The sequence below is a fragment of the Vreelandella titanicae genome (assembly GCF_014697095.1).
In the GTDB taxonomy this organism is placed as follows: Bacteria; Pseudomonadota; Gammaproteobacteria; order Pseudomonadales; family Halomonadaceae; genus Vreelandella; species Vreelandella titanicae.
Genome location: NZ_CP059082.1, coordinates 231,862 through 255,441 on the forward strand (window position 1 = coordinate 231,862; position 23,580 = coordinate 255,441).

The window sequence follows — 23,580 nt, forward strand, 5'->3', positions numbered from 1 at the left end:
CCCTAGAGAAAAGCTAAACAAAGGGGCGCTTGATGACTCGGCGCCCCTACGTTTCTATAGATCGTTGAATTTTTCGATCAGCGTATCGTAGTGCTCAAGCCCCATGGGGTGGCGCTCCATCTGGCCACGCATACGTTCCCAGGTGGCATCCCGGGCAGCGTCTGAGAATCGCTGTGCTGCTTCGCCTTCCAGGGTGATGACCTGCATGCCATCGGCCTCAAGCTGAGCCTGTTGCTCGTTGGCTAATTCAGCCAGTTGTTCGGCGCTGTCGCGCTCATGCTCAATGGCGACTTCCTGAAGAATTTGCTGCGACTCTTCGCTGAGCTGGTTCCACTTATCCAGGTTAACGATCACCCCCATATCGGTGGAGAAGAAGGCAGGGTCAACCCGATAGTTAAGAAAACGATCCCAATTTAGGTCTTTCAGGCCAATTTGAGTCCAGCCAGTCGCGTTCACTACACCCCGCTCCAGGGCCGCGTAAACATCGGTGGTCGGCAGGCTGATTGGCTGAGCGCCCAGGTAGTCCTGGAAGAAGGCGTCATACACCGGATTACTGCGTAGGCGTAGGCCCGAAACGTTTAGGTTACCTTCGCCATCGACGGTGGGCTCATCAATGGTGTAGAAGTTGTAGCTGACCCCGCTGTCGAACCAGCCCAGATAGTAGGTGCCCATCTTCTCCTGATGAATTTCATTAAGCAGGTCGATGCCGCCATTTTCGCGTGCGTAGATAGCGTTAGTGTTCGAGGCGACCATGGCATCGCGCTCTGGTACGGTACCTGCGTAGAAGCTCGCAGCGGTGTAGGCCATATCGACCACGCCGTTGCGAACTGCGTCGGGCTGCTCGGAAAGGCCAATCACTTCAGGGCCGCCGCGTACGTTAATTTGCACCACACCTTCACCGCGTTCGTTCACCTTATCGACGAACTCTAAAAAGCTCTGGGTATAGATCAACGAGGGGGGAAATGCATGCACTGCGTTAATTTGATCAACGGCCAGCACTTGAGTGGAAGCCAGGGCAGTTAGCACGCCCAGGGTAAGGGTTACTTTTTTCATTAGTTTGTCTCCTGCACAAGATAATTTGCGTTATAGCGTTTTTGTTTCTAAACCGTTTTTATAAGCTGCTGTTTATTAACCCTTCTTATAAACGTCTGTTGCAAACGTGCGTGCTGTTGTTAGCAATATACTTCCAGGCCGTTTCTACCCCTTGCTGATAAGGGTACTCTCTGGCGGCTGAGCCGCTGTCCAAGGGAACTGTGCCGTGTACTGTGCTGAGAAATCAGTAATGGTGTCAGCATGCTGGCGGGTCATATCAATATCATCCCAACCGTTAAGCAGCTTGGTGCGCCAAACCGGGCTAATTGAAAAGCTGACTTCTACTTCGGCGACACGGACGACCTGCTTGTCTAAGTCAACGTGTATCGCCGCCGGTGCATCGCCAAGCGCTGATAACAAACGCTCGGCTTCATCCTCTTCCACCACCGCAGGCAGTAAGCCATTATTGACGGCGTTAGAAGCAAAAATATCGCCAAAGCTTGGCGCCACCACACAGCGAAAGCCGTAATCGACCAGTGCATAGACTGCCGCTTCCCGCGATGACCCCGCGCCAAAGTTGCGGCGACTGACCATCACTTCAGCGTCGGCAGCATTAGGGCGATGAAGAATAAACTCTTTGTCCGGTGTGCCCTGCTCGTCGTGGCGAACGTCATAAAGTAAAAACTGACCGTAGCCAACGCTGCGCGGCTCTTTCATAAAGCGCGCGGGAATCAACTGATCGGTATCCACGTTAGCCGCGGCAAGGGCAACGCCAAGAGTGTCCAGTACGGTAATCGGTTGCATTAGTGCGCTCCTGAAGCCTGAACGGATGAATCAGCGCCCGCTGCTAACGTACGCACATCGGCTAGCCGCCCACTCACCGCCGCTGCGGCCACCATGGCGGGTGACATCAAATGAGTGCGCGCGCCAGGCCCTTGGCGGCCCTTGAAATTGCGATTGGTGGTCGAGGCGCAGCGTTCGCCGCTGGCCACTAAATCACCGTTCATACCCACGCACATGGAGCAACCGGAGTGGCGCCACTCAAGCCCGGCATCAATAAAGATACGGTCTAACCCTTCGGCTTCGGCCTGGGTTTTCACCAGGGTTGAGCCTGGCGAGACCACGCCGGGCACGCGGCTTTTGTGGCCTGCCAGGACAGCCGCAGCGGCCCGTAAATCTTCAATACGCGCGTTGGTACAAGAACCGATAAAGACCCGATCAATGTTGATATCGGTGAGTTTTTGGCCCGCCGTTAAGCCCATATAGGCCAAGCACTCCCGAGCCTGGCGCGCTTTCGCGGGATCACTCAATTTCTCAGGGTCGGGCACAGCGCGATCAATCGGCAGCGCTTCTTCGGGCGAGACGCCCCAGGTCACCGTCGGCGCGATTTCGTCCGCATGCAGCGTCACTTCAAGATCAAAACGGGCGCCTGGGTCGCTGTAGAGCGTGGCCCAATAGGTGCAGGCTTGCTCGAAGGCTCCCCCTTTCGGACTCCAGGGGCGGTCACGCAAATAGTCAAAGGTGGTTTGGTCTGGAGCAATCATGCCGCAGCGGCCGCCGCCTTCAATGGAGAGATTACACAGCGTGAGACGCGCTTCCATGGAGAGCGAGCGGATCGCCTCGCCAGCGTACTCAATGGCATAACCCCGTGCGCCGTCGGCGCCTAGCCGCGAAATCCAGGTGAGCGCAATATCTTTGGCGGTGATGCCCTCGGCGAGTTGGCCCTCGACGCTAATCCGCATCACCTTGGGCTTGCTCTGCCACAAGGTTTGCGTGGCCAGCACGTGGGCCACTTCCGAGGCGCCAATGCCAAAGGCAATGCTGCCAAAAGCGCCATGGGTGGCGGTATGGCTATCGCCGCACACCATCACCATGCCGGGCTGAGTGAGTCCCTGCTCGGGGCCTAGCACATGAACAATGCCCTGACGCGGGTCATCGAGACCAAACAGCGTCACCCCATGCCGCTGGGTATTGTGGGAGAGCTGCTCAATCATCGAGCGCACTTTGGGGTCGGCAACACCTGCCAGGTCGCGAGTCAGCGTTGGTACGTAGTGGTCAGCAATACCAAAGGTTAAATCGGGCCGTGCAACGGGCAACTGGCGTTCAGCCAGCTTATTGAACGCGTGGAAGGAGCCTTCGTGGACAAAGTGTCGGTCAATCCACAGCAGGCTCTGACCGCTTTCACTGCGGTGAACCTCGTGGGCGCGCCAAACTTTGTCAAACAGCGTTGTTGGGGTACTCATGGTCGTCGCTCGTTGCCTCGGCCTTCGTTAGACTTATCATTCTCACCCAATACAACTAGCGCAATTCCACAACACAGGTCAAATGTATTTTTTGTAATTTTAAATCTGTATTAAATTTAATACATTAAAAAACAGCCCAATCACTCTACTCAGCCTTCCCGCTGGTCGGCATTCCGCCCACCTTGGGCTCCCAGTAGCGGGAGTCATCATCGCCGTTTCGCTCCAGATCAATTTGGAAGCGATAACGATCTGGACGGTAAAGTGCATCCAGATGTTCTACCCCCCGGCCCTGCTCATCAAACACCACACGGGTGAGAGAAATCAGCGGGGAACCCACGGCCACATCCAGCGCTTCGGCCACTTCGTGGCTGGCCAGAGTGGCAGAAATCGATTGGGAGGCGTGATCGACCTTCACGCCGCTGCGCTCCAGCAGCACAAATAGCGGTGTATTGGCTAAATCCATCTCGTTGTAGTGCAGGGCAATCGATTCAGGCACATGGGTTACCAAATGGGAAAACGGCTTGTCGTCGACCATGCGGACACGAACCGAACGCTGCACCTTACCACTCGGCCCCATGCCTAACCGCTCGCGAATCATTTCCGGTGGCAGCACATAAGCAAACTCCAGCAGCCGCACCTGAGAAGCCTGGCTCATCTTGACCATATTGGGCATTAGGTTAGACACGCTGGCGGTCATCACCGTGGCATCCAACGGCTGCTCCAACACCACCGTGCCCACGCCGGCTTTACGCTCTACCAATCCTGTCGTTTGCAGCGCTTCCATCGCACGTCGAACGGTGACGCGTGACACGCCATGTTGCTCGGCCAGTTTATTTTCGCCTGGCAGTTTACTGCCCGCTGGCAGCCGCCCACTCAAAATAGCGTCTTTCAACAGCAGGTAGATGCGGTGTGATTTGGTGCCGCCCACCGCGGAGGGTTGTGCCTCACTCATCCACGCCTCTCTTTAGAAAATGGTTAAAAAATTCAAATCTGGCTTGACGTAGGGATAATAATAGACATAAAAATGTATTACATATAATACATATTGATAGCCAATCAATAATACAACTGCTGCTGCCCCTTTGAGAGCCATTATTACAGAACCAGCGCTCTTAAGTATCACTAACTAGGTGGCCTCATATTCGCCGCTGACGCTTACTTAAAACAGATGAGATCGCTATGACACGCCCACACCGCTCTTCAAACCAGGCTTCACAGCACGTTTCACAACAGTCCGCCCAGCTTAGACAGCAACTGAAAGATAGCTCCATTGTGGTCGCCCCCGGTGTGTTTGATGCGTTAGGCGCATCCCTAGCTGAGCAAGCGGGCTTCGATACGGTCTACCTTTCCGGCGCCAGTCTGGCTTACACCCAACTGGGGCGGCCGGATATTGGCCTGCTCAGCATTACTGAAATTTGCACCGCCATGTCGCATATTCGCGAGCGCACCAATTTATCCGTGGTCGTGGATTGCGACACCGGCTTTGGTAACGCCATGAACGTGATGCGCAGCGTTAGACTGCTGGAGCGCGCTGGCGCTAACGCCATTCAGCTTGAGGATCAAACCTACCCCAAGCGCTGCGGTCACTTGCGCGGTAAAACCCTGGTCTCCAAAAGCGAAATGGTCGGTAAGTTGCATGCCGCACTGGACGCCCGTGAAAATGACAACACACTTATTATTGGCCGAACCGATGCGCTGGGCGTGGAAGGCACCGACAGCGCCATTGAGCGCGCCCAAGCCTATTATGAAGCTGGCGTGGATATGCTGTTTATCGAAGGTATCCGTAGTGACGAAGATATCAGCAAAATCATGACCCAGTTCAAAGGCAAGGTGCCCATCATGGCCAATATGGTCGAGGGGGGTGACACGCCGCTGCAGAACGCTCAGGCGCTTGAAGACCTAGGCTTCTCGCTGGTGATTTTCCCCGGCGCACTGGTGCGGGCGATTACCTACATGGCCAGCCGTTTCTTTGCCACGCTTAAGCAGGATGGCACCACCGATGCCTTCCGCGACCAAATGCTCGATTTCAAACAGCTTAACGACTATTTAGGCACCCAGGCGATGCTGGAGCTCGGCGAGCAGTACGACAATCGCTAGTGCCTCTCATCAAACCGTGCCCAATATTTATAAGTGCGAATAAATAACTATTCAGGAGACGACGATGCAGACCACCGACAAAACGGCGAGAGAGATTTTTAACGACGTCATGGCCAACCCTCAGCGGGTACCCTTTGGCTTTGGCAACAAAGCGGTGCTGGTGAATGTCGACCCACAAAAGGCCTATACCCGCACCGATCTCTTCAAAACCGCCTATGAAACAGACCCCAAGCAGTTGGAGTACACCAACCAACTGGCCCGCGGTTTTCGGGAGAAAGGCTGGCCGGTGGTTTGGACCCACGTGGCGTTTCTAGACTCCGCCGAAGACGCCGGGGTTTGGGGTACTCGTACCGATACGCCTGATTCGTTGCAAAACATTAAGTATGGCTCTGAACGCGCTGAATTCGACGAGCGCTGCGAGATAGACCGCAGCCGTGATGTGATCTACACCAAGCGTATGCCCTCGGCATTTTTTGAAACGCCGCTGCAGTCGCTGCTGGTGTGGCATCAGATCGATACGGTGATCATCACAGGCGGCTCTACTTCCGGCTGCATTCGCGCCACCGCCGTGGAGAGCCTGTCCCGGGGCTACCGCACCATCGTGCCCATGGAGTGCGTCGCGGATAAACACGAAAGCTATCACTACGCCAACCTGACCGACCTGCATCTCAAGTATGCCGACGTTCTGCCGGTTGCCAATGTACTCGAATGGCTAAATGGCAACACCTAAGGACTACCAAGTTTCAAAGGAGCCGGTTATGAAAGAGTCACTAGGCGTTTACGACTACTGGGCCTACGACCAACGCCCTAAAATCGAGTGGCCAGGAGGCGCCAAGGTGGCCTTCTGGGTCGCACCCAATATCGAGTATTACGAACTCGACCCACCGCTGAACCCCCAGCGTAACCCTTGGCCGCATCCGCACCCTTCGGTACCCGGCTACAGCATTCGCGATTACGGCAACCGGGTTGGCCACCAGCGCCAGATGACCCTGCTGGATAAGTACGGCATTCGTGGCTCGGTGTCACTTTCGGTCGCACTGTGCGAGCACCACCCCGAGATTATCCAGATGTGCAAAGAGCGCGACTGGGAGTTTTTCAGCCACGGCATTTACAACACCCGCTACACCTATGGGTTGAGCGAAGCCCAGGAGCGGGCAATGATCCGTGACAGCATGGAGACCATTTACCGCCATACTGGCCAGGCTTGTGCAGGTTATCTGGCGCCCGCGCTTTCCCATTCAGAGCGCACCCTGGATCTATTTGCCGAAGTGGGCGAAGAGTTATTCGGTGACAAAGGAGGGATTTACACCTGTGATCTCTTCCACGATGACCAGCCGACGCCGGTCAGCGTTCGCTCCGGCAAACGTTTTATCTCCATGCCTTACTCGCTGGAGATGAACGACACCATCGTCTACGCGGTGAATAAAGTAGAGCCGCGCCAGTACGCCACCATGCTCAAGCGCCACTTTGACCGCCTCTATGCCGAGGGCGCGGAGTCCGGCACAGTGATGTGCATTCCCACTCATAACTATCAGGTGAGCTGCCCGCATCGTATTAAGGCGTTCGAAGAGGCGCTGGAGTACATCACCGGCCACCCGTATGTGTGGGTCGCTACCGGGCGCGAGATTGCCGACTACTACCTGGCCCACTATTACGATGCCGCCCTCGACAGCATCCAGGCCCAGGCCGCCACCGCACTCAGGGAGGGCTAACCCAATGGCATCCAAAGACATGGCGCTCAACGACGACTATCTCGACTACCCCCACCGCCGCCACGGCTACGACCATAAGCGCTATGAATGGTCGATGCTGAGTGAGCGCGCGCCGGTCACCTGGCCCGAAGGCAAAACCCTAGCGGTGTGGATCAATATTTCGCTGCAGTTCTACCCACTTAACCAGCGCGGCAAGCCATTTAAAGTACCTAATGGCATGACCATGCCCTACCCGGATCTACGCCACTTCTCGTTGCGGGATTACGGCAACCGAGTGGGCATTTATCGCGTTTTAAAAGCGCTGGCGGCACACAGCATCACGCCGACCTTTGCGATCAACGCACAGCTGGCGGAGCAGACGCCCTATCTGGTGCAGCGCTTGAAAGAGCACGGCGGCGAATTTATCGCCCACGGCTGGAACATGGATCACCTGCACTACGGTGGCCAACCGGTTGAAGAGGAAGCCGAGCTGGTCAAGCGCTCTGTGGACACTCTGCGCCGCGTCACCGGTCAACCTATTCGCGGCTGGCTAAGCCCCGCCAAGCACCAGAGTTTCAACACCCCTGACCTGCTGGCAGAAAACGGCATTGAGTACTGCGCCGACTGGGTGAATGACGATATGCCATATTCCTGTGAAACCAAGACGGGCAGTTTGACCATGATGCCCTTGGCGACTGAAATTGAAGATCAGTTCGTGATGAGCCAGAACCTGCATTCAGAAGACTCCTGGGTAACCCAGGTAAAAGACGCCTTCGATTTTCTGCTGGAAGAGTCCCGCGAACAGGGTGGCCGCCTGTTTGCACTGAACCTGCACCCCTGGCTGGTGGGCCAGCCCCACCGCATAGCCTGCCTGGAAGAAGTGCTGGCCCATATCAGTGGCCACCCTGAGGTATGGCAGGCTCCGGCGGGCGAGATTATGGATGCCTTCCACCATGCAACGGAGCAGGCGTAATGGCGGTACTTCCTTATACACACGAAGGCTTCGACGCCCACCTGCCGCTGCTGATCATCGGCGCGGGCGCCTGCGGCTTGGTCGCGGCATTGGCCGCCCAGGAAGCGGGCGTAGAACTTGCCGTTTTAGAGCGCGACGCGCTTCCCCGGGGCAGCACGGCGATGTCGTCGGGCTTTATTCCCGCTGCCAATACGCGCTTTCAGCGTGATTTGGGCGTCACTGACTCTGCTGAAGCCATGGCGGAAGATATTCAAAAGAAGAACGGTTTTGAGGCAGACCCCGCTATTGTCGAACTACTCGCCACTCAATCAGGCCAAACCATCGAGTGGCTGGCGGATCAGCACGGCGTGCCCTTTGAGCTGGTGGAGGGCTTTCTCTACCCCGGTCACCGCCACCTGCGCATGCATGCTACGCCAAGGCGAACCGGCGAAGAGCTGATGGGCGCGCTGCTCAATGCCGCTGAAGCGGCGGGCGTTGATATTCTGACCCAAGCACGGGTAGTGGATTTGCACGTTGACAACACGCAGCGAGTACGGGGCGTCACGCTCGAGCGCCCGGACGGCAGTCGCGAAAGCATTGGCTGCGACGCGCTGATTTTGGCCTGCAACGGCTATGGTGGTAATTCAAAACTGGTAGAGCGTTATCTGCCAACGCTGAAACATGCGCTCTATTACGGCCATGAAGGCAACCAGGGCGACGCCTTGCTTTGGGGCCAGGAAATGGGGGCAAGCACTAAAGACTTAGGTGCCTGCCAGGGCCATGGTTCGCTCGCCACCCCTCACCAAACGCTGATTAGTTGGGCACTGATGATGCAAGGGGGCATTCAAGTCAATCTTAAGGGCGAGCGCTTTTCTAACGAGCACGGCGGCTATTCAGAACAAGCCGCCAAGGTCTTGGCACAGCCAGAGCAAGTGGCTTGGAATCTGTATGACGCCCGCATTCATGAGTCCGCTCAAGCCTTCGAGGATTACCGTAATGCCCAGGAGAGCGGCGCGGTAAGAAGCTTTGCCAGCCTTGAAGAGATGGCCGCTGGCTTGAGCCTGCCACTAGCCACACTGCAGACTACTTTCATGGAGATGCAGCAGCATGCAGAGCAGCAAATGGCGGATGCGTTTGGCCGCCGTTTTGAAGCGGCGAACCTGCTCAAGCCACCCTACTACGCTATTCGTGTCACCGGAGCGCTGTTTCATACCCAGGGTGGTTTAGAAGTGAATCGCACCGCGCGCGTGCTCAATATCCAAGGTCAGGCGCTGCCCAACCTGTTCGCCGCAGGCGGTGCTGCTCGCGGCGTTTCAGGCTCCAACGACAGCGGCTACCTTTCTGGCAATGGACTGCTGAGCGCCGTTGTACTGGGGGCTGTAGCGGGCAGAAGTGCCGCTGATTTTTTGCACCTCAAGCTAGGTTCCGCTGTGCTGCCTTAGCGCTTTGACCTGTTGCTCTGCACAGGTCTAAGCACCAAGTGCTGTTTCAGCCCACTGGCGCACCTCAGGATAAGCGCGCTGCTCGAAAATCGCGAAACCGTTAAGGCTTCGGGCTTTGAGCGGGGTGAAAATCGGCATGGTTAAACCGCACAAAAAGTGTGCCACCCGTTGGGCACTTGGCGGCTGGCCGAACTGCTCGATGTGGCGCTGAATCAGCGGCGTGGCATAGCACTGAAAATCAGCAGCGGTTAGTTCAGGCTGTGGAGCTGCATCCGGTAGTTTTACCGGATGGCCGTAACACACCGAGCAGTGGCCACAGTGGCCCTCCTCACTCTGAAGGGGGGCATTAAACGTACTATCGCCAAAGTGCTCTGCCAGCCGCCGCGTTAGGCAGCTCTCCGACTCAAATAGCGCCAGCATCGATTGCAGCCGCGCAATTTCGATGCGCTCACGATGCAAGCACTCGTCATATAGTTGGCTCACCAGCGTCTCAATGGCAAAACCGGGCTGACACACCTCGTAAACGTCAGTCATCCGCTTGCCTTCCAGAGTTAGCCAGCCCTTATCTTGAAAGTACTCAAGGGCAGTGATCACTCGAGCGCGGGAGGCGTCGATCTGCTGAGCTAGCCCCGCTTGGTGTAGGCGATCAAAATCCACCGTTCCCCAGGTGCGGGCGATAGGAATACTATCGACTAAAAGTCGCACAAAGGCCGCCCGCTCGCCTTCAAAGCGGCTAACTAATTGGTCTGGCTCAAGATGATAGCGCAGCCGGTACTCGGCTAGAAATGCGAAGCGCGGAGCGATAATGCCGTGCATTTCCAACCGCACCAGCAGCGTTTTCAGCGGCAGCGGGCGGATATTGGTGTCACGGGAAAGCGTATTGAGCAGCACCTCCCACTGACGATCCGGCGCTTGACCTGCCGCAGCGATCTCTTCCAGCAGGCGATAGATACCAGCATATTCAGGGGTATCGCCGTAAACGAAGTTTTCCAGCACCCGCAAGCCATCCCGCCCGGCCAGGGTCAGGCAAGTGGAAGGTAGGCTGTCGCGTCCCGCCCGGCCAATCTCCTGGCTATAGTTCTCGATGGATTTGGGCAGGTCATAATGCACCACGTTGCGAATATCGCCCTTATCGATGCCCATGCCAAAGGCGATAGTGGCCACGATGCAGGGCGACTCGCCGCTCATAAATTGCCGCTGAATCTCATCCCGTCGCTGGGAATCTAGCCCTGCATGGTAGGCCTGGGCAGCGATCCCCTGGGCCGCCAGTGCCTTAGCGACTCGCTCGGCAGTTTGTTGCAGGGTGACGTAAATAATCGTCGGCGCTTCGCTACCCGGCTGCATCTGCGGCTTCAGCCAGTTGATCAGCTGCTGCTGGCGACCTTCCATGGCCGGAGATACCAGCAGTTCAAGATTGGAACGGTAAAAGCCGGTAGTAATCACGTTCTCCGGCGCAATGGCAAACTTCTCACCCATATCGGCTATCACCGCTGGGGTCGCCGTGGCGGTGAGCAGTAGCACCTGAGGGATAGCAAAATCGCGCTGGTAGTCCGGCAGTTTGAGGTAGTCAGGGCGGAAGTTATGCCCCCACTCAGAGAGGCAGTGGGCTTCATCGACCACCATGAGTGAAATATGCACTTGGCGCAGAAAGTGGCGAAAGCGCTCATTCTTGAGCCGCTCCACCGAGATCATAAGGATTTTCAGCTCGCCGCTTTTAGCGCGCTCCATCACCTCCCGGGTAGCATCACGGTCTTGGGTGGAATCAATGCTTGCCGCTGCCACGCCGTGGCGGGCCAGAAACGCCAGTTGATCCTGCATCAGCGCCAGCAGCGGCGATACCACCAGGGTTAAGTGCGGCAAATGCAGCGCCGGGAGTTGATAGCAAAGCGACTTCCCCGCGCCGGTGGCAAAAATCGCCGCCGTGGAGTGCCCTTCCAGCACTCTTGACACCACCGCCTGTTGGCCGCCGCGAAAGTCGTCAAAACCGAATACTTCTTTCAGCGTCTGCTGGGGTGATGAGGGGGGCATGAGCACTCCTTGATAACGAAATTCCGCCTTAAAACGCCTTCTCCAGCGCAAAGCGCGGCTGGGTGTGGCCCTCTTTCGTCACTGTTTCCGTAAACATCTCAAGCGGGCGCACCCAGAGGCCGTAGTCACCGTAAAGGGCACGATACACCACCAGCGGCTCTTCGTTTTCGCTGTGCTGGGCGGTGCCAAGCACTTCGTAGAGGCTGCCTTTATAGTGGCGATAAATACCGGGAACGGGGGCGGTCATTGGCTCTCCTCTTGAGTGGCGTTTGCGGCAGTCGGCTGGTTGGCTTTTTTGGCGAGGCGTTCGAGCACCTTTGAAGCGGCGACAAAGCCAAAGGTGCCAGTCAGGAAAGTGGCAGCCCCGAAGCCTGAGGCGCAATCCAAACGCGTAGCATCACCGCTACCGGGCTTTTGCAGGCACACTTCACCGTCGGCGCCGGGATAGATCAACTGCTCGTCGGAGTAAACACACTCCACTGAGAAGCGCCGTTTGGGGTTGCGGGAAAAGCCGTAATCCCGACGCAGCCGCGAGCGCACTTTGGATAGCAGCGGGTCATGCTCGGTGCGGGTGAGGTCCGCGACCTGAATACGCGTGGGATCGGTTTGTCCACCGGCTGCACCGGTTACGGTAATGGGGATTTTGCGCCGCTTGCACCAAGCAATCAGCGCGGCTTTGGCGATCACGCTGTCGATGGCATCCACCACGTGATCGGCACCATCGGGAATCCGCTCGGCCAGGTTGGTGGGTGTCACGAAGGCAGTGTCCGCCACAATCTCAATTTCCGGGGCAATCAAGCGGCAGCGCTCGGCCAGCACATCAACCTTGGGCTGACCGATAGTACCATCCAGCGCATGGAGCTGGCGGTTGACGTTGGAAACGCAGACGTCGTCCAGGTCGATCAACGTCAGCTTGCCAATGCCCGAGCGTGCCAGCGCCTCTACCGTCCAACTGCCTACCCCGCCGACACCCACCACCACCACGTGGGCATGACGAAATGCCTCGGCTGCACGCTGGCCATAAAGACGGCGAATGCCGCCAAAGCGAAAATCATAATCTGCAGAAGGAGGTTTCACGTTAGCCGTAGGCACAGGCGAAGCGGACGGCATGCTCGATGGAGTAGCTGAGGACATCACAAACTCACTCATAACGCTTGAAGGGCGGAAGGCGTGGGGTGGGGCGGCGTGCGCACGCTATCCATCGGTAAATGCCCCGCCCAGCCAAGCTGGTTAAACAGCGCGATCATGGTGTCATCCAAGGCACAGCTCAATTGTACACGCTTGTCTAACAGCGGATGGTCAAAGGCCAAATAGGTCGCGGCGAGCAGTAAGCGCGGAGCCTTCATCTGCTCGGCAAAAAAGCGGTTGTGGACACTTTTACCGTGCTTGGCATCGCCAATAATCGGGTAGCCACGCCGGGAAAGATGGCGGCGAATTTGATGGCGGCGCCCGGTCATCGGCCGCGCCTCTACCAGGGAGTAGCGCGCCACCGGGTAGCGGTCGACCTGCACGGGCAGCTCGACGCTATCCAGGCGGCGAATATCGGTCATCGCGGGCATGGCGGGCATTTCGGCCTTGGGGCGCGTACCGTCTTCTTCCCGTAGCGGGTAATCCAAACGTTCATTTTCCGGTGCTTTACCGCGCACCACTGCCAGGTAGCGCTTTTCCACCTGGCGCTCGCTAAACGCATCGCTGAGCAGGCCAGCCACTGCCGACGAGAGAGCAAATATCATTACCCCAGAGGTCGGCCGATCCAGCCGGTGAACGGGGTAAACCCGCTTGCCAAGCTGGTCGCGTAAGCGTTGAAGCAGAAATTCGGTTTCACCACGCGCCAACGCCGAGCGATGCACCAAAAGCCCTGACGGCTTATGCACCGCGACGAGATACTCATCCTGATAGAGGATGTTGAGTGGCGTCATAACGCTCCCCGATAGTGGCTAATAAATAGTAGCTAACAATCTAAACAGGGCGCCATTGTCGCGGCTAGGCCGTGAGATGTCATCCGCGCAATACGCTATTCACGCCAGCGCTTGCTAAGAAGGCAGGTGATCAGCAGTTAATTGTTGGTGGAGTAGGAAAGAGCGGCAGTTGCCCAGGCGGGATATGCTCTTTTAGAAACGCTAAAAATGCCTGCGTCGCCGTCGGCAATGTTCGCTTGGCAAGGGTCTGGACTTCGATAAAGCGGGAGTCCATGCCCTGGTCTCGAATAGGAATCGCGACCACACGCTGCTGTTGAATGCGGTAGCGCACCGAGATTTCCCCCGCCAGCGCCACACCGCCCCCGAGCATGGCGAAGTTAATCAAAGCCTCCGTGTAATCGCTGCTAAAAATGGATTCAAACGCCAGGTTTTGACGGCTACAGCAGATATCAAACAGCTGGCGCAGGGTCGTGTCTGGCGAGGGTAACGCCAGCGGATAGCGCTGAAGCTGCGCCAGCGAGATATGTTTTTTAACGGCAAGCTCATGGTGCGGAGAAACCAGCGCCATAATGGGCGCGGGCTGCCTAAGGGCAACGGTAATATCCGCCTCAGGCTTGAGGCTAAAAGTAATGCCGATATCTGCATCGCCTTCCCTTACATACCGAGTCGCTTGGGCGGGCGCCCCCACCATCAGGTGGAAATGTATACCGCTGTAACGCTTGCGAAAAGCCGCGATTGCCGCGGGTAAAAAATCCACGGCAAAGCCTTCCGAACTAGCCAAACGTACCTTACCCCGCTGTAACCCACGCAACGCCATTATTTCGCTACCAATGCGGTCTGCTTCAAGCTGCATATGGCGAGCATGCACCGCCAGCAGCTCGCCTGCGGCGCTGGGCACCATGCCGCGGGCACGGCGTTCAAACAGCAAGGTATCCAGCTCACTCTCCAACCGGGCAATCTGACGACTGATGGCTGAAGGCGCCACATTTAGCTTCCCTGAGGCTTCACTGATAGAGCCACAGCGCACCACCTCGAGGAAGTAGCGTAACGCCGTTTCTTGTAACACGCGTGGATTCATAACGTCTCCCTTAGCCATAAGCATTGCCAAAACGGCAATGATAAATTCTAAACATTGCACTGGCGGCATGACTAATCAATAGATTAGTTTTAACTCAAGGCGGCGGCTCATCTAAAAAAATAAAAGCCTCGCTGGTACGCCAAACGCTCATAACCTTCCTTTATTAAAAAACGAGGTATGGCATGCAAACACCTAGAACTCTCTACTGCATTACGTCACTTGCTTTACTCAGCATCGCGACACCCGCATTAGCTGGCAAGGCCAACGATACGCTGGTCTATGCGTCTGACAGCGAACCCGAGAACGTTAGCCCCTACCATAACAATCTGCGTGAAGGCGTTATCCTCGCCCACCTAGCGTGGGACACGCTGATTTACCGCAACCCGCAAACCAACGAGTATGAGCCGCGCCTGGCCACCGAGTGGGAGTGGGCCGATGATAAAACCCTGGACCTTGTGCTGCGCGAAGGCGTGACCTTTCACAACGGCGAAGCCTTCAACGCTGACGATGTGGCATTCACCTTCAACTACGCGGTATCCCCCGAATCGCGAGTGGTGACACGCCAAAATGTTGACTGGATTGAAAGCGTTGAGAAGCTTGATGAGTACGAAGTGCGCATTCACCTCAAAGAGCCTTTCCCGGCAGCCCTTGAGTACCTTTCCGGCCCAATGCCAATTTACCCCGATGAGTATTTCCAGGAAGTGGGTATCGAGGGTTTTAGTCGTGAGCCCGTAGGTACCGGCCCTTACCGGATTACCAACGTCCGCCCCGGGGATGGGGTTAGCCTGACACGCTTTGATGACTACTTTGCCGACAGTCCTATTGGTCAGCCGGAGATCGCTAATATCGAGTTCAAGGCCATTGCCGATGCGGACTCACGTATGGCGCAATTAATGTCCGGTCAAGTCGATTGGATCTGGCGCGTGCCGTCGGATCAAGCTGAGTCGTTAAGCGGTATGTCTCAGCTTAGCGTGCTTGGCGGCGAAACCATGCGGGTGGGTTATATCGGGCTGGATGCCGCAACACGGGAAGATTCACCGCTAAATGACCTTCGCGTACGCCAAGCCATCAATCATGCGATGAACCGGGAAGGGCTCGCTAACGACCTAGTACGCGGCGGCAGCCAGCCCCTCTACGCCCCCTGCTTCCCGACTCAGTTTGGCTGTGAAACACAAGACGTTATTGAGTATGAGTACGACCCTGACAAAGCCCGCGAACTACTCGCCGAGGCCGGTTACGCCGATGGCTTCGACATTGACCTTCACGCCTACCGTGAACGTGACTACGCCGAAGCGATGATTGGCGACCTGCGTGCAGTGGGCATCAATGCCAACCTGCGCTTTATGACCTCCCCCGCGTTGCTGGAGCTTCAGCGCAACGGTCAAACCGATATGTCGTTCAAAGCCTGGGGCTCCTTCTCTATTAACGATGTCTCGGCGTTCGTCAGCGTCTACTTCACAGGCGGCATTGACGATCTCTGGCAGGACACTCAGGTGCAGGAGTGGTTACAAGTCGCCGATACCTCGGTAGATCCTGATGTACGCTTAGAGCACTACCAAAAAGCGTTCGCCCGCATTTCCGAGCAAGCGTACTGGGCACCGTTGTTTTCCTACTCCACCTACTACGCCCACACCGCTGATCTCGACTTCACTGCCTACCCTGATGAACTCCCCCGCTTCTACGAGGCGAGCTGGAAATAACGTTACCGATGGCATCTGATCGAGTTAACGGCAGCCGTGGAAATCACCACGGCTAGCCTTCCACAGCGAGGGAGTGATGCTTTATGTGGGCATTTGTTTTCAAGCGCACGCTAATAGCGCTTAGCGTCGCTCTGACTATTTCGGTTCTCTGCTTTAGTCTGCTGCAGCTCTCGGGTGACTTGGCGCTCTCCATTGGTGGCCCCGAGGCCACCGCCGAGCAGGTAGAACAAATCCGCGTTGATTACGGCCTGGACCGCCCGGTGATTCAGCAATTTACCACTTGGCTGTGGGGAGCCGTGCAGCTCGACTTTGGGCGTTCATATTACTACCAAAGCGAGGTAATGGATCTAGTCGTTGAGCGACTACCGGTGACGATGACCCTAGGAATATTGGCCTTGGCGATTGCGCTGGGCGTGTCTATTCCCCTCGGTGTGGTCGCCGCGCTCAAACGTGGCAGCTGGATAGACCGTATGGCCATGGCGATTGCGGTCACCGGCCAGGCAATGCCCAACTTCTGGTTTGGCTTAACGCTGATCATCGTGTTTGCCGTCAAGCTGCAGTGGTTTCCAGCCGCAGGTAGCGATAGCTGGCAAGGCTTTGTGCTACCGGCCGTTGCACTGGGCTATTACGCCACCCCCGCCATGATGCGCCTGACCCGCAGCGGCATGCTGGAAGTACTGGAGGCAGACTACATTCGCACCGCCCGGGCCAAGGGTCTGCGCACCGGCACGGTGATCTTCAAACACGCCTTGCGCAATGCGGTGATCCCGGTGGTCGCGCTGGCCGCCGTGGAGCTCGGGTTTATGCTCGGCGGGTCAGTGGTTATCGAAACCGTGTTTTCACTACGCGGGCTGGGGCAGTTGGCGTGGAACGCTATTTCACGCAATGACTATCCGGTCGTTCAGGCCATCGTACTGATCATTGCGCTGTTCTATATCGTGTTGACGCTGCTGGCCGACATTCTCAACGCAGCCCTCGACCCACGCCTGCGCGCGCGCTAACGGAGAACACCATGACAGACTCTCTTACCCCATCGGCTACCGCGCTACAAAGCCAATTAACTCCTGCTTGGCAGACGCGTCTATGGCGCAGCACGCTCAATAATCGCAGCTTGGCCATCGGCCTCTTAATCATTGCCTCGTTGGGGATTGTGGCGCTTCTAGCACCGTGGCTGGCTCCCCATGATCCCTACTTACAGGACACCGCTAATCGCATGGTGCCGCCTTTTTGGCACGACACCGGTAGCTGGACGCACCCCTTAGGTACCGACCGCCTTGGCCGCGACTACCTGAGCCGCCTTATCTTTGGCGCGCGAATTTCGCTGTTTATTGGGTTGGTGGTCGCGCTGATTTCCGGCCTGATTGGTACCACTCTGGGGGTCTTGGCGGGCTACTTTGGTGGTCGCGTTGATGCGGTGGTGAGTTACCTGCTGACCACCCGCCTGGCCATGCCCGTGGTGTTAGTGGCGCTGGCCATGGCCTCGCTGATCGGCGGATCAATGCTAACCGTTACGCTACTGCTAGGCCTGCTGCTATGGGATCGTTTCGCGGTCGTCGCCCGCTCGGCCACCCAGCAACTGCGCGATGCCGAGTATGTGCAAGCCGCCCAGGCGTTGGGCTGCCCTCTGCCCTACATTCTGCTACGCGAAGTGCTTCCTAACATTGCAGGCGCGTTGATTGTCGTCGCCACCCTTGAGGTCGCCAACGCCATTTTGCTCGAAGCAACGCTGTCATTTCTAGGCATGGGTGTGCAGCCACCCTCGCCCTCCTGGGGGCTAATGATCGCCGAAGGCAAAACCTATATGTTCTTTCAGCCCTGGGTGATTACGATCCCTGGCGGCGCGCTGTTTATGCTAGTGCTGGCGATTAACTTGCTGGGTGATGGACTGCGCGATCTCAGCGCACCGGGAGGCCGCAATGAGTAATCTATCAACCGCTGAGCATTCCGCGGCAACAAGCTCGCCTCTACTGACGGTTAAACAGCTGCGCGTCGACTTGCCCGTGGCAAAGAGCACCCTTCACGCGGTACGGGGTATCGACTTTCACGTTGAGCGTGGAGAAATGCTCTGTCTTGTAGGTGAATCAGGCTGTGGTAAATCCATGACCTCGCTGGCATTAATGGGCCTACTGCCGCGCAAGGCGCAGGTAAACGCCGACTGCCTCAACTTTGACGGCGTTGATCTCCTTACGGTGCCTGAACGTGAGCGCAGCAATCTTCGCGGTGCACGCATGGCGATGATTTTTCAAGAGCCCATGACCGCCCTCAACCCCGCCTACACCCTGGGCAATCAGCTCTGCGAAGCCCTGCGCCGCCACCAGCGGGTATCGCGTCAAGCGGCCCACGATCGCGCCCTCTATTTGCTTAAACGAGTCGGCATTAGCGCTGCAGAAGAGCGAATGCGCCAATATCCCCACCAGCTTTCGGGCGGGTTGCGCCAGCGGGTGATGATCGCCATGGCACTAATGTGTGAGCCCGATTTGATCATCGCCGATGAACCCACCACTGCATTAGATGTGACGATTCAGGCGCAAATCCTGCATCTGCTACGCGACTTACAGCAGGAGTTTGGCACGGCGATCATTTTCATCACCCACGACTTGGGTGTCGTTGCGCGTATCGCCGACCGGGTCGCCGTGATGTATGCCGGCGAAGTGATTGAAACCGCCTCTGCACAGGCCCTCTTTAAAGCCCCCAGCCATCCCTATACCCAAGGTTTGTTGCGCTGCATACCGACGCCCGGCAAGACACTGCCAGGCAGTCGTTTGCAGGCGATCCCAGGCGTAGTGCCCAGCTTGGTAGGCAAAATCGAGGGCTGCGCCTTTTGCAATCGCTGCGATCAAGCGGATGAGCGGTGCCGAACCACGCCCCCCTTACAGGCAGTGGCAGGCGAGCACTTTTCACGCTGCCACTTTGCCCATCAGCTAGCCAGCCCAGCGCCACTAAACGATCAGGAGGTAACGTCATGACAAGCACCACCTCTCCTGCAGACAGTATGGATCCTCTTGCCCTTGAACTCTGCGCGCTGTCTAAAACGTTCAAACTGGGCGGTGGCATGCTACATAAGCCTCAAACCTTAAAAGCAGTCAATGAGGTATCGCTACGCGTTCCGCGCGGCCAGGTGATGGGGCTGGTGGGCGAATCAGGCTGTGGCAAGAGCACCTTGGCCAAGATGCTGCTGGGGCTGACACCCCCTAGTTCGGGCGATGTGCTGATCAATGGCAAAGCGATTGTTAACGCTAACCAAAAGGCACTGGCCCGGCATATACAGCCGATCTTCCAAGACCCTTATTCGTCGCTTAACCCACGCCAGCGGATTGCTCAGATCGTTGGTCTACCGCTACGTATTCACGCGCTAGGCACTCCCCGTGAACAGGCAGCGAAGGTCGATCAGATGCTTGACCTGGTCGGCCTACCCAAACGCGCCGCCCAGCAATACCCCGGGCAAATGTCAGGGGGGCAGCGCCAGCGGGTGGCGATTGCCAGAGCGCTAATTATGCGCCCTGATCTGGTGATTTGTGACGAACCCACTTCCGCACTGGATGTATCGATCCAGGCGCAGATCCTCAATCTACTGCTCGACCTTAAAGATGAGTTTGGCCTTACCTACCTGTTTATTAGCCACGACCTCGCCGTGGTCGAACATCTCGCGGACCGGCTCGCGGTCATGTATCTAGGCCAGATTGTCGAAGAGGGTACCCGTGAGCAAATCTTCACCTCACCACGCCACCCATATACCCAAGCGCTACTCGCTTCCGCGTTGACCCCGGAGCCAGGTCTAGGCGTGCCCGACATAGGCCTGGGGGCAGGCCAGCCCGACCCCACTCAGCCACCTTCAGGCTGCGCTTTTCACCCCCGCTGCCCAATCGCTCAACCGCAATGCTCAGAGCAGACACCCAAGCTGAGCGCTATTACGCATGCTTCCGGTCAAGCTTTTGGCAAGGGCAGCCAGGCGCGTGTCGCCTGCCACCTTGCCTAAACATATTTAATCAATATTTAACGTTAAAAGGAGTGCTTATGACGCGCCAACACGCCTTAGATCATGCCAAAGATTACTTTGACAGCGGCGATTTTTATGACCAGCTTGCCCCGCGCATTGCCATCCGCAGCGAAAGCCAGGAATCGAATAGACAGGAAGAGCTTCACCGCTACCTTACTGAACAGATCATTCCGGATATTGAGCAGCTCGGTTTTAGCTGGGACATTGTTGATAACCCGGCTGAAGGGTTTGGGCCGTTTCTGCTTGCTGAGCGCCTTGAGCCAGAAGCCTCGTTCAGCGTATTAACTTACGGTCATGGCGATGTCATCCGCGGCTATGACGACCAATGGGCTGAAGGGCTTTCGCCTTGGAAAATCACCCAGCAAGGTGATCGCTGGTACGGGCGTGGCACGGCGGATAACAAAGGCCAGCACACCATCAATTTAGCCGCGCTGGGCTGCGTGCTGAAAGCAAGCAATGGGCGCCTGGGCTATAACGTTAAGCTGGTGCTGGAAATGGGCGAGGAGACGGGCTCCCCTGGCTTAAAAGAGATCTGCCACCGCTACCGTGACCGCCTCGCCGCCGATGTGTTTATTGGCTCAGATGGGCCGCGTTTGAATGCCGACGCTCCCACGCTGTTTTTAGGTTCACGGGGTTCCTTCAATTTCGACCTTAAACTCCAGGCCCGTGAAGGCGCTCACCACTCGGGCAACTGGGGTGGCGTATTAAAAAACCCTGCGGTGCGTCTGGCCAATGCACTCGCCACACTGGTGGATGCCAACGGCGTTATTCAAATCCAAGGCCTACGGCCTGACCCAATACCCGAAGCCGTGCGTAAAGCGCTCGCCGCATTGGAAGTCGGCGTCGGCGACAATGCCCCCACTATCGACACTGACTGGGGTGAGCCAGGACTATCGCCCGCTGAACGACTGTTTGGCTGGAACACCTTAGAAGTGCTCGCCATGAAGGCGGGCACCCCGGATGCCCCGGCCAATGCTATTCCGCCAACGGCCTATGCCCACTGCCAACTGCGTTATGTGGTGGGCAGCGACCAGGACAATTTTCTCGTCCATTTACGCCATCACCTGGATCAACACGGCTATCACGATATTGAGGTAAGCGCTGCGCGCATGTCGCAAATGGCGGCGACACGACTCGATCCTGAAGACACCTGGGTGGGCTGGGCGTTGGCCTCTATGCAACGCTCCACCCATAAAACGCCGACGCTGCTACCCAACTTAGGCGGCTCGTTACCCAACGATGTGTTTGCCGAAACCCTGGGCTTACCCACGCTATGGGTTCCACACTCCTACCCCTCCTGCTCCCAGCACGCGCCTGACGAACACCTATTGGGGAGCATCGCTTCAGAGGCACTGATCTTAATGGCGGGGCTATTCTGGGATTTGAGTGACCAAGGATCAGACATCATGAGAGAGAAAGCCTTATGCAAGACGAACTAACCCAACAGGTTTGCGCGTGGCTGGAAGGCCAGCAGCAGGCGATGCAAGATTGCCTTGAGGCGTTGGTCAATATCGATTCCAACAGCTACGACAAAGCAGGCACGGATGCGGTTGCCGATCAGATTACTCAATGGCTTGAACAAGATGGCATCACCGTCATACGCCACCAGCGCCCTGAGTCAGGCGATATTTTAGAAGCACAACTGGGAGGAACTGGCCAAGGCCATGTGCTCTTAATGGGCCACCGCGATACGGTTTTTCCGACCGGCACGGTGGCTAGCCGAGGTTATACCCAGCAAGACAACGTTGGCTTTGGCCCTGGCGTTGCCGATATGAAAAGCGGCCTGGTGATGAACTGCTTTGTGCTGCGCGCATTAAGCCGCCTGCCCAACTGCCCGCTTCCCGTTCGCGTACTGTTTACCGCTGATGAGGAGATTGGCTCGCCAGAGGGGCGGGCGTTTATCGAAGCGGCTGCCCAGGGGGCACGCGCCGCCTTAAATGTCGAGCCAGGGCGGGTCAGCGGCAATGTGGTCACTGGCCGCAAAGGAGGTGCTGGTTTTTTGATCAACGTCACCGGCAAAGCCGCCCACTCCGGCGTGAGCCATGCCGATGGCGCCAGCGCCATCGAAACACTCGCCCGCAAGATCATCAAGCTGCATGCGTTGACCGATTACGAGGCAGGTATCACCACCAATGTGGGCACCATCACCGGTGGTGTATCACGCAATACCGTCGCTCCTTTCGCGTCGGCACAGTTGGACACTCGTTTTGTTACCACCGCCCAGCGTGATCAGCTGTATAAAGCCATTGAGGCGATTATCGCGGAATCCGACGTTCCCGACACTCTTGCGACCATAGAACAAACCTCTGAATTTTATCCTCTCGAAGCACGTATGAGCAGCGCGCTGTTTGAGCTTTATCAGGTTCAGGCTAAGGCGATCGGGTTTGCTGTTGACGGCGAATTCACTGGCGGCTGTTCTGATGCGGGCTGGACGGCCAGCCTGGGCATTCCCACTCTGTGCGGTCTTGGCCCTGTCGGCGCAAAAATGCACACTGACGAAGAGTACTGTTTGCTGGACACACTGGTGCCGCGCACTCAGGCACTCGCTGCTACGTTATTGAATTTGCACGATGTATCCTTTGCTTCGGCACGTTAAATTGGCAATGTAACTGCTAGCCAACTACCTTGAGTAAGCAACGCTGCTACAGCGTTTCCATGGATTCGGAAGGAGATCAACATGCGCTATTCAACTATACGTTTCTCAACACCGCTTACCGCTATTGCCGCCTCGCTGCTGCTCGCCACCTCAGCGGCACAAGCCAATGAAACGCTTGATGTCGAGATGCATAAAGTCAGCACCGAGGGTAATGAAGAGTCAATCGGTACCGTATCCCTTGAACATACGGATCACGGCTTACTGCTAACACCTTCATTGACGGGCCTTGAGCCTGGGGTCTACGGTTTTCACGTTCACCAGAATGCCAGCTGTGATCCCGCCGAGAATGACAGTGGCGAGATGACCGCAGCACTGTCGGCTGGCGGACACTATGACCCTGAAGAAACCGGCACTCACCAAGGCCCCTATGGAGAAGGTCATTTAGGCGATCTACCGGTGCTAACGGTTAATGAAGATGGCGAAGCCAATCTCCCCGTCTTGGCGCCGCGCTTGAGCATGGAAGATATGCCTGGCCGCAGCTTGATGATTCACGAAGGCGGCGACACCTACAAAGATGAACCCCACCTGGGCGGCGGCGGCACCCGGATGGCCTGCGGCGTCGTTGAGTCTTAAGCTTTACCGTTGTTATTAATCGACAAAATGGGCAGCCACTCAGCTGTCCATTTTTTTGCTTACGGCCCACTAAAGTCTAACTGTGATTTTATAGTGGTTATCTGTACATTCAGCTCTGCTAAAGAAGTGCCTGCTTGCATGCTCTCCGACATGCTCGCCCATCCCCCTCACT

22 protein-coding genes are annotated in these 23,580 nt (G+C 56.8%); 13 read left to right on the forward strand and 9 right to left on the reverse strand.

The features are described from left to right. Window positions 1–54 precede the first annotated feature (54 nt). The 4 genes from dctP to HZS52_RS01075 form a co-directional block, all read right to left on the reverse strand. Window positions 55–1,053, reverse strand: a complete 999-nt coding sequence (dctP, locus tag HZS52_RS01060) for a TRAP transporter substrate-binding protein DctP (RefSeq protein ID WP_022520121.1) — start codon at window positions 1,051–1,053, stop codon at window positions 55–57. A gap of 144 nt (window positions 1,054–1,197) precedes the next feature. Next, window positions 1,198–1,836 (reverse strand): 3-isopropylmalate dehydratase small subunit, encoded by a 639-nt coding sequence (leuD, locus tag HZS52_RS01065; RefSeq protein ID WP_159176019.1) that lies wholly within the window; start codon window positions 1,834–1,836, stop codon window positions 1,198–1,200. After that, on the reverse strand, window positions 1,836–3,275 hold the full coding sequence (gene leuC / locus HZS52_RS01070) for a 3-isopropylmalate dehydratase large subunit (RefSeq protein ID WP_190374015.1): 1,440 nt from the start codon (window positions 3,273–3,275) through the stop codon (window positions 1,836–1,838). Before leuC ends, leuD begins: the two co-directional genes overlap by 1 nt. A 145-nt stretch (window positions 3,276–3,420) precedes the next feature. After that, window positions 3,421–4,227, reverse strand: coding sequence for a GntR family transcriptional regulator (locus HZS52_RS01075; protein WP_190374016.1), 807 nt, complete (start codon window positions 4,225–4,227; stop codon window positions 3,421–3,423). A 227-nt stretch (window positions 4,228–4,454) separates the two neighbouring features. On the opposite strand from HZS52_RS01075, the gene HZS52_RS01080 reads away from it, so the two are divergent. The 5 genes from HZS52_RS01080 to HZS52_RS01100 all read left to right on the forward strand — a co-directional run bounded on the left by HZS52_RS01080 (window position 4,455) and on the right by HZS52_RS01100 (window position 9,457). Then, on the forward strand, window positions 4,455–5,372 hold the full coding sequence (locus tag HZS52_RS01080) for an isocitrate lyase/PEP mutase family protein (protein WP_089690637.1): 918 nt from the start codon (window positions 4,455–4,457) through the stop codon (window positions 5,370–5,372). A 64-nt stretch (window positions 5,373–5,436) separates the two neighbouring features. After that, window positions 5,437–6,102, forward strand: coding sequence for an isochorismatase family protein (locus HZS52_RS01085; protein ID WP_022520127.1), 666 nt, complete (start codon window positions 5,437–5,439; stop codon window positions 6,100–6,102). Between the two features lie 28 nt (window positions 6,103–6,130). After that, window positions 6,131–7,084 (forward strand): polysaccharide deacetylase family protein, encoded by a 954-nt coding sequence (locus HZS52_RS01090; protein ID WP_190374017.1) that lies wholly within the window; start codon window positions 6,131–6,133, stop codon window positions 7,082–7,084. 4 nt (window positions 7,085–7,088) lie between these two features. After that, complete coding sequence (locus HZS52_RS01095) at window positions 7,089–8,036, forward strand: polysaccharide deacetylase family protein (RefSeq protein ID WP_223828024.1); 948 nt, start codon at window positions 7,089–7,091, stop codon at window positions 8,034–8,036. Continuing rightward, the gene (locus HZS52_RS01100) at window positions 8,036–9,457 is read left to right on the forward strand and encodes an FAD-dependent oxidoreductase (RefSeq protein ID WP_190374018.1); all 1,422 of its coding nucleotides are present in this window, start codon (window positions 8,036–8,038) and stop codon (window positions 9,455–9,457) included. Before HZS52_RS01095 ends, HZS52_RS01100 begins: the two co-directional genes overlap by 1 nt. 27 nt (window positions 9,458–9,484) lie before the next feature. On the opposite strand, the gene HZS52_RS01105 is transcribed toward HZS52_RS01100, so the two are convergent. From HZS52_RS01105 to HZS52_RS01125, 5 genes are all read right to left on the reverse strand, one after another. After that, window positions 9,485–11,485: a RecQ family ATP-dependent DNA helicase gene (locus HZS52_RS01105; protein WP_190374019.1), complete on the reverse strand. Its 2,001-nt coding sequence runs from the start codon at window positions 11,483–11,485 to the stop codon at window positions 9,485–9,487. Window positions 11,486–11,513: 28 nt separating this feature from the next. After that, a complete protein-coding gene (locus HZS52_RS01110; RefSeq protein WP_022520136.1) occupies window positions 11,514–11,732 on the reverse strand; it encodes a DUF1653 domain-containing protein in 219 nt (72 codons plus the stop codon). Then, window positions 11,729–12,595 (reverse strand): tRNA cyclic N6-threonylcarbamoyladenosine(37) synthase TcdA, encoded by an 867-nt coding sequence (tcdA, locus tag HZS52_RS01115; protein WP_190374851.1) that lies wholly within the window; start codon window positions 12,593–12,595, stop codon window positions 11,729–11,731. The genes HZS52_RS01110 and tcdA overlap by 4 nt, the downstream gene beginning before the upstream one ends. A gap of 35 nt (window positions 12,596–12,630) precedes the next feature. Continuing rightward, window positions 12,631–13,404: a pseudouridine synthase gene (locus HZS52_RS01120; protein ID WP_190374020.1), complete on the reverse strand. Its 774-nt coding sequence runs from the start codon at window positions 13,402–13,404 to the stop codon at window positions 12,631–12,633. Between the two features lie 130 nt (window positions 13,405–13,534). Then, complete coding sequence (locus HZS52_RS01125; protein WP_190374021.1) at window positions 13,535–14,482, reverse strand: LysR family transcriptional regulator; 948 nt, start codon at window positions 14,480–14,482, stop codon at window positions 13,535–13,537. A gap of 182 nt (window positions 14,483–14,664) precedes the next feature. Between HZS52_RS01125 and HZS52_RS01130 the strand changes: the two genes are divergently transcribed. From HZS52_RS01130 to sodC, 8 genes are all read left to right on the forward strand, one after another. After that, complete coding sequence (locus HZS52_RS01130; protein ID WP_190374022.1) at window positions 14,665–16,182, forward strand: ABC transporter substrate-binding protein; 1,518 nt, start codon at window positions 14,665–14,667, stop codon at window positions 16,180–16,182. A gap of 83 nt (window positions 16,183–16,265) precedes the next feature. Continuing rightward, a complete protein-coding gene (locus HZS52_RS01135; RefSeq protein WP_009288365.1) occupies window positions 16,266–17,183 on the forward strand; it encodes an ABC transporter permease in 918 nt (305 codons plus the stop codon). 11 nt (window positions 17,184–17,194) lie between these two features. After that, on the forward strand, window positions 17,195–18,106 hold the full coding sequence (locus tag HZS52_RS01140) for an ABC transporter permease (protein ID WP_039860523.1): 912 nt from the start codon (window positions 17,195–17,197) through the stop codon (window positions 18,104–18,106). Further along, on the forward strand, window positions 18,099–19,148 hold the full coding sequence (locus HZS52_RS01145) for an ABC transporter ATP-binding protein (RefSeq protein WP_190374023.1): 1,050 nt from the start codon (window positions 18,099–18,101) through the stop codon (window positions 19,146–19,148). Before HZS52_RS01140 ends, HZS52_RS01145 begins: the two co-directional genes overlap by 8 nt. Then, on the forward strand, window positions 19,145–20,158 hold the full coding sequence (locus HZS52_RS01150) for an ABC transporter ATP-binding protein (RefSeq protein ID WP_101148341.1): 1,014 nt from the start codon (window positions 19,145–19,147) through the stop codon (window positions 20,156–20,158). The genes HZS52_RS01145 and HZS52_RS01150 overlap by 4 nt, the downstream gene beginning before the upstream one ends. A 38-nt stretch (window positions 20,159–20,196) precedes the next feature. Then, window positions 20,197–21,618, forward strand: coding sequence for a M20 family metallopeptidase (locus tag HZS52_RS01155; RefSeq protein ID WP_190374024.1), 1,422 nt, complete (start codon window positions 20,197–20,199; stop codon window positions 21,616–21,618). Continuing rightward, window positions 21,603–22,775 carry a M20 family metallopeptidase gene (locus HZS52_RS01160; RefSeq protein ID WP_190374025.1) on the forward strand — a complete coding sequence of 391 codons (1,173 nt, stop codon included), beginning with the start codon at window positions 21,603–21,605 and terminating at the stop codon, window positions 22,773–22,775. Before HZS52_RS01155 ends, HZS52_RS01160 begins: the two co-directional genes overlap by 16 nt. 81 nt (window positions 22,776–22,856) lie before the next feature. After that, on the forward strand, window positions 22,857–23,408 hold the full coding sequence (gene sodC / locus HZS52_RS01165; RefSeq protein WP_041157540.1) for a superoxide dismutase family protein: 552 nt from the start codon (window positions 22,857–22,859) through the stop codon (window positions 23,406–23,408). Window positions 23,409–23,580 lie beyond the last annotated feature (172 nt).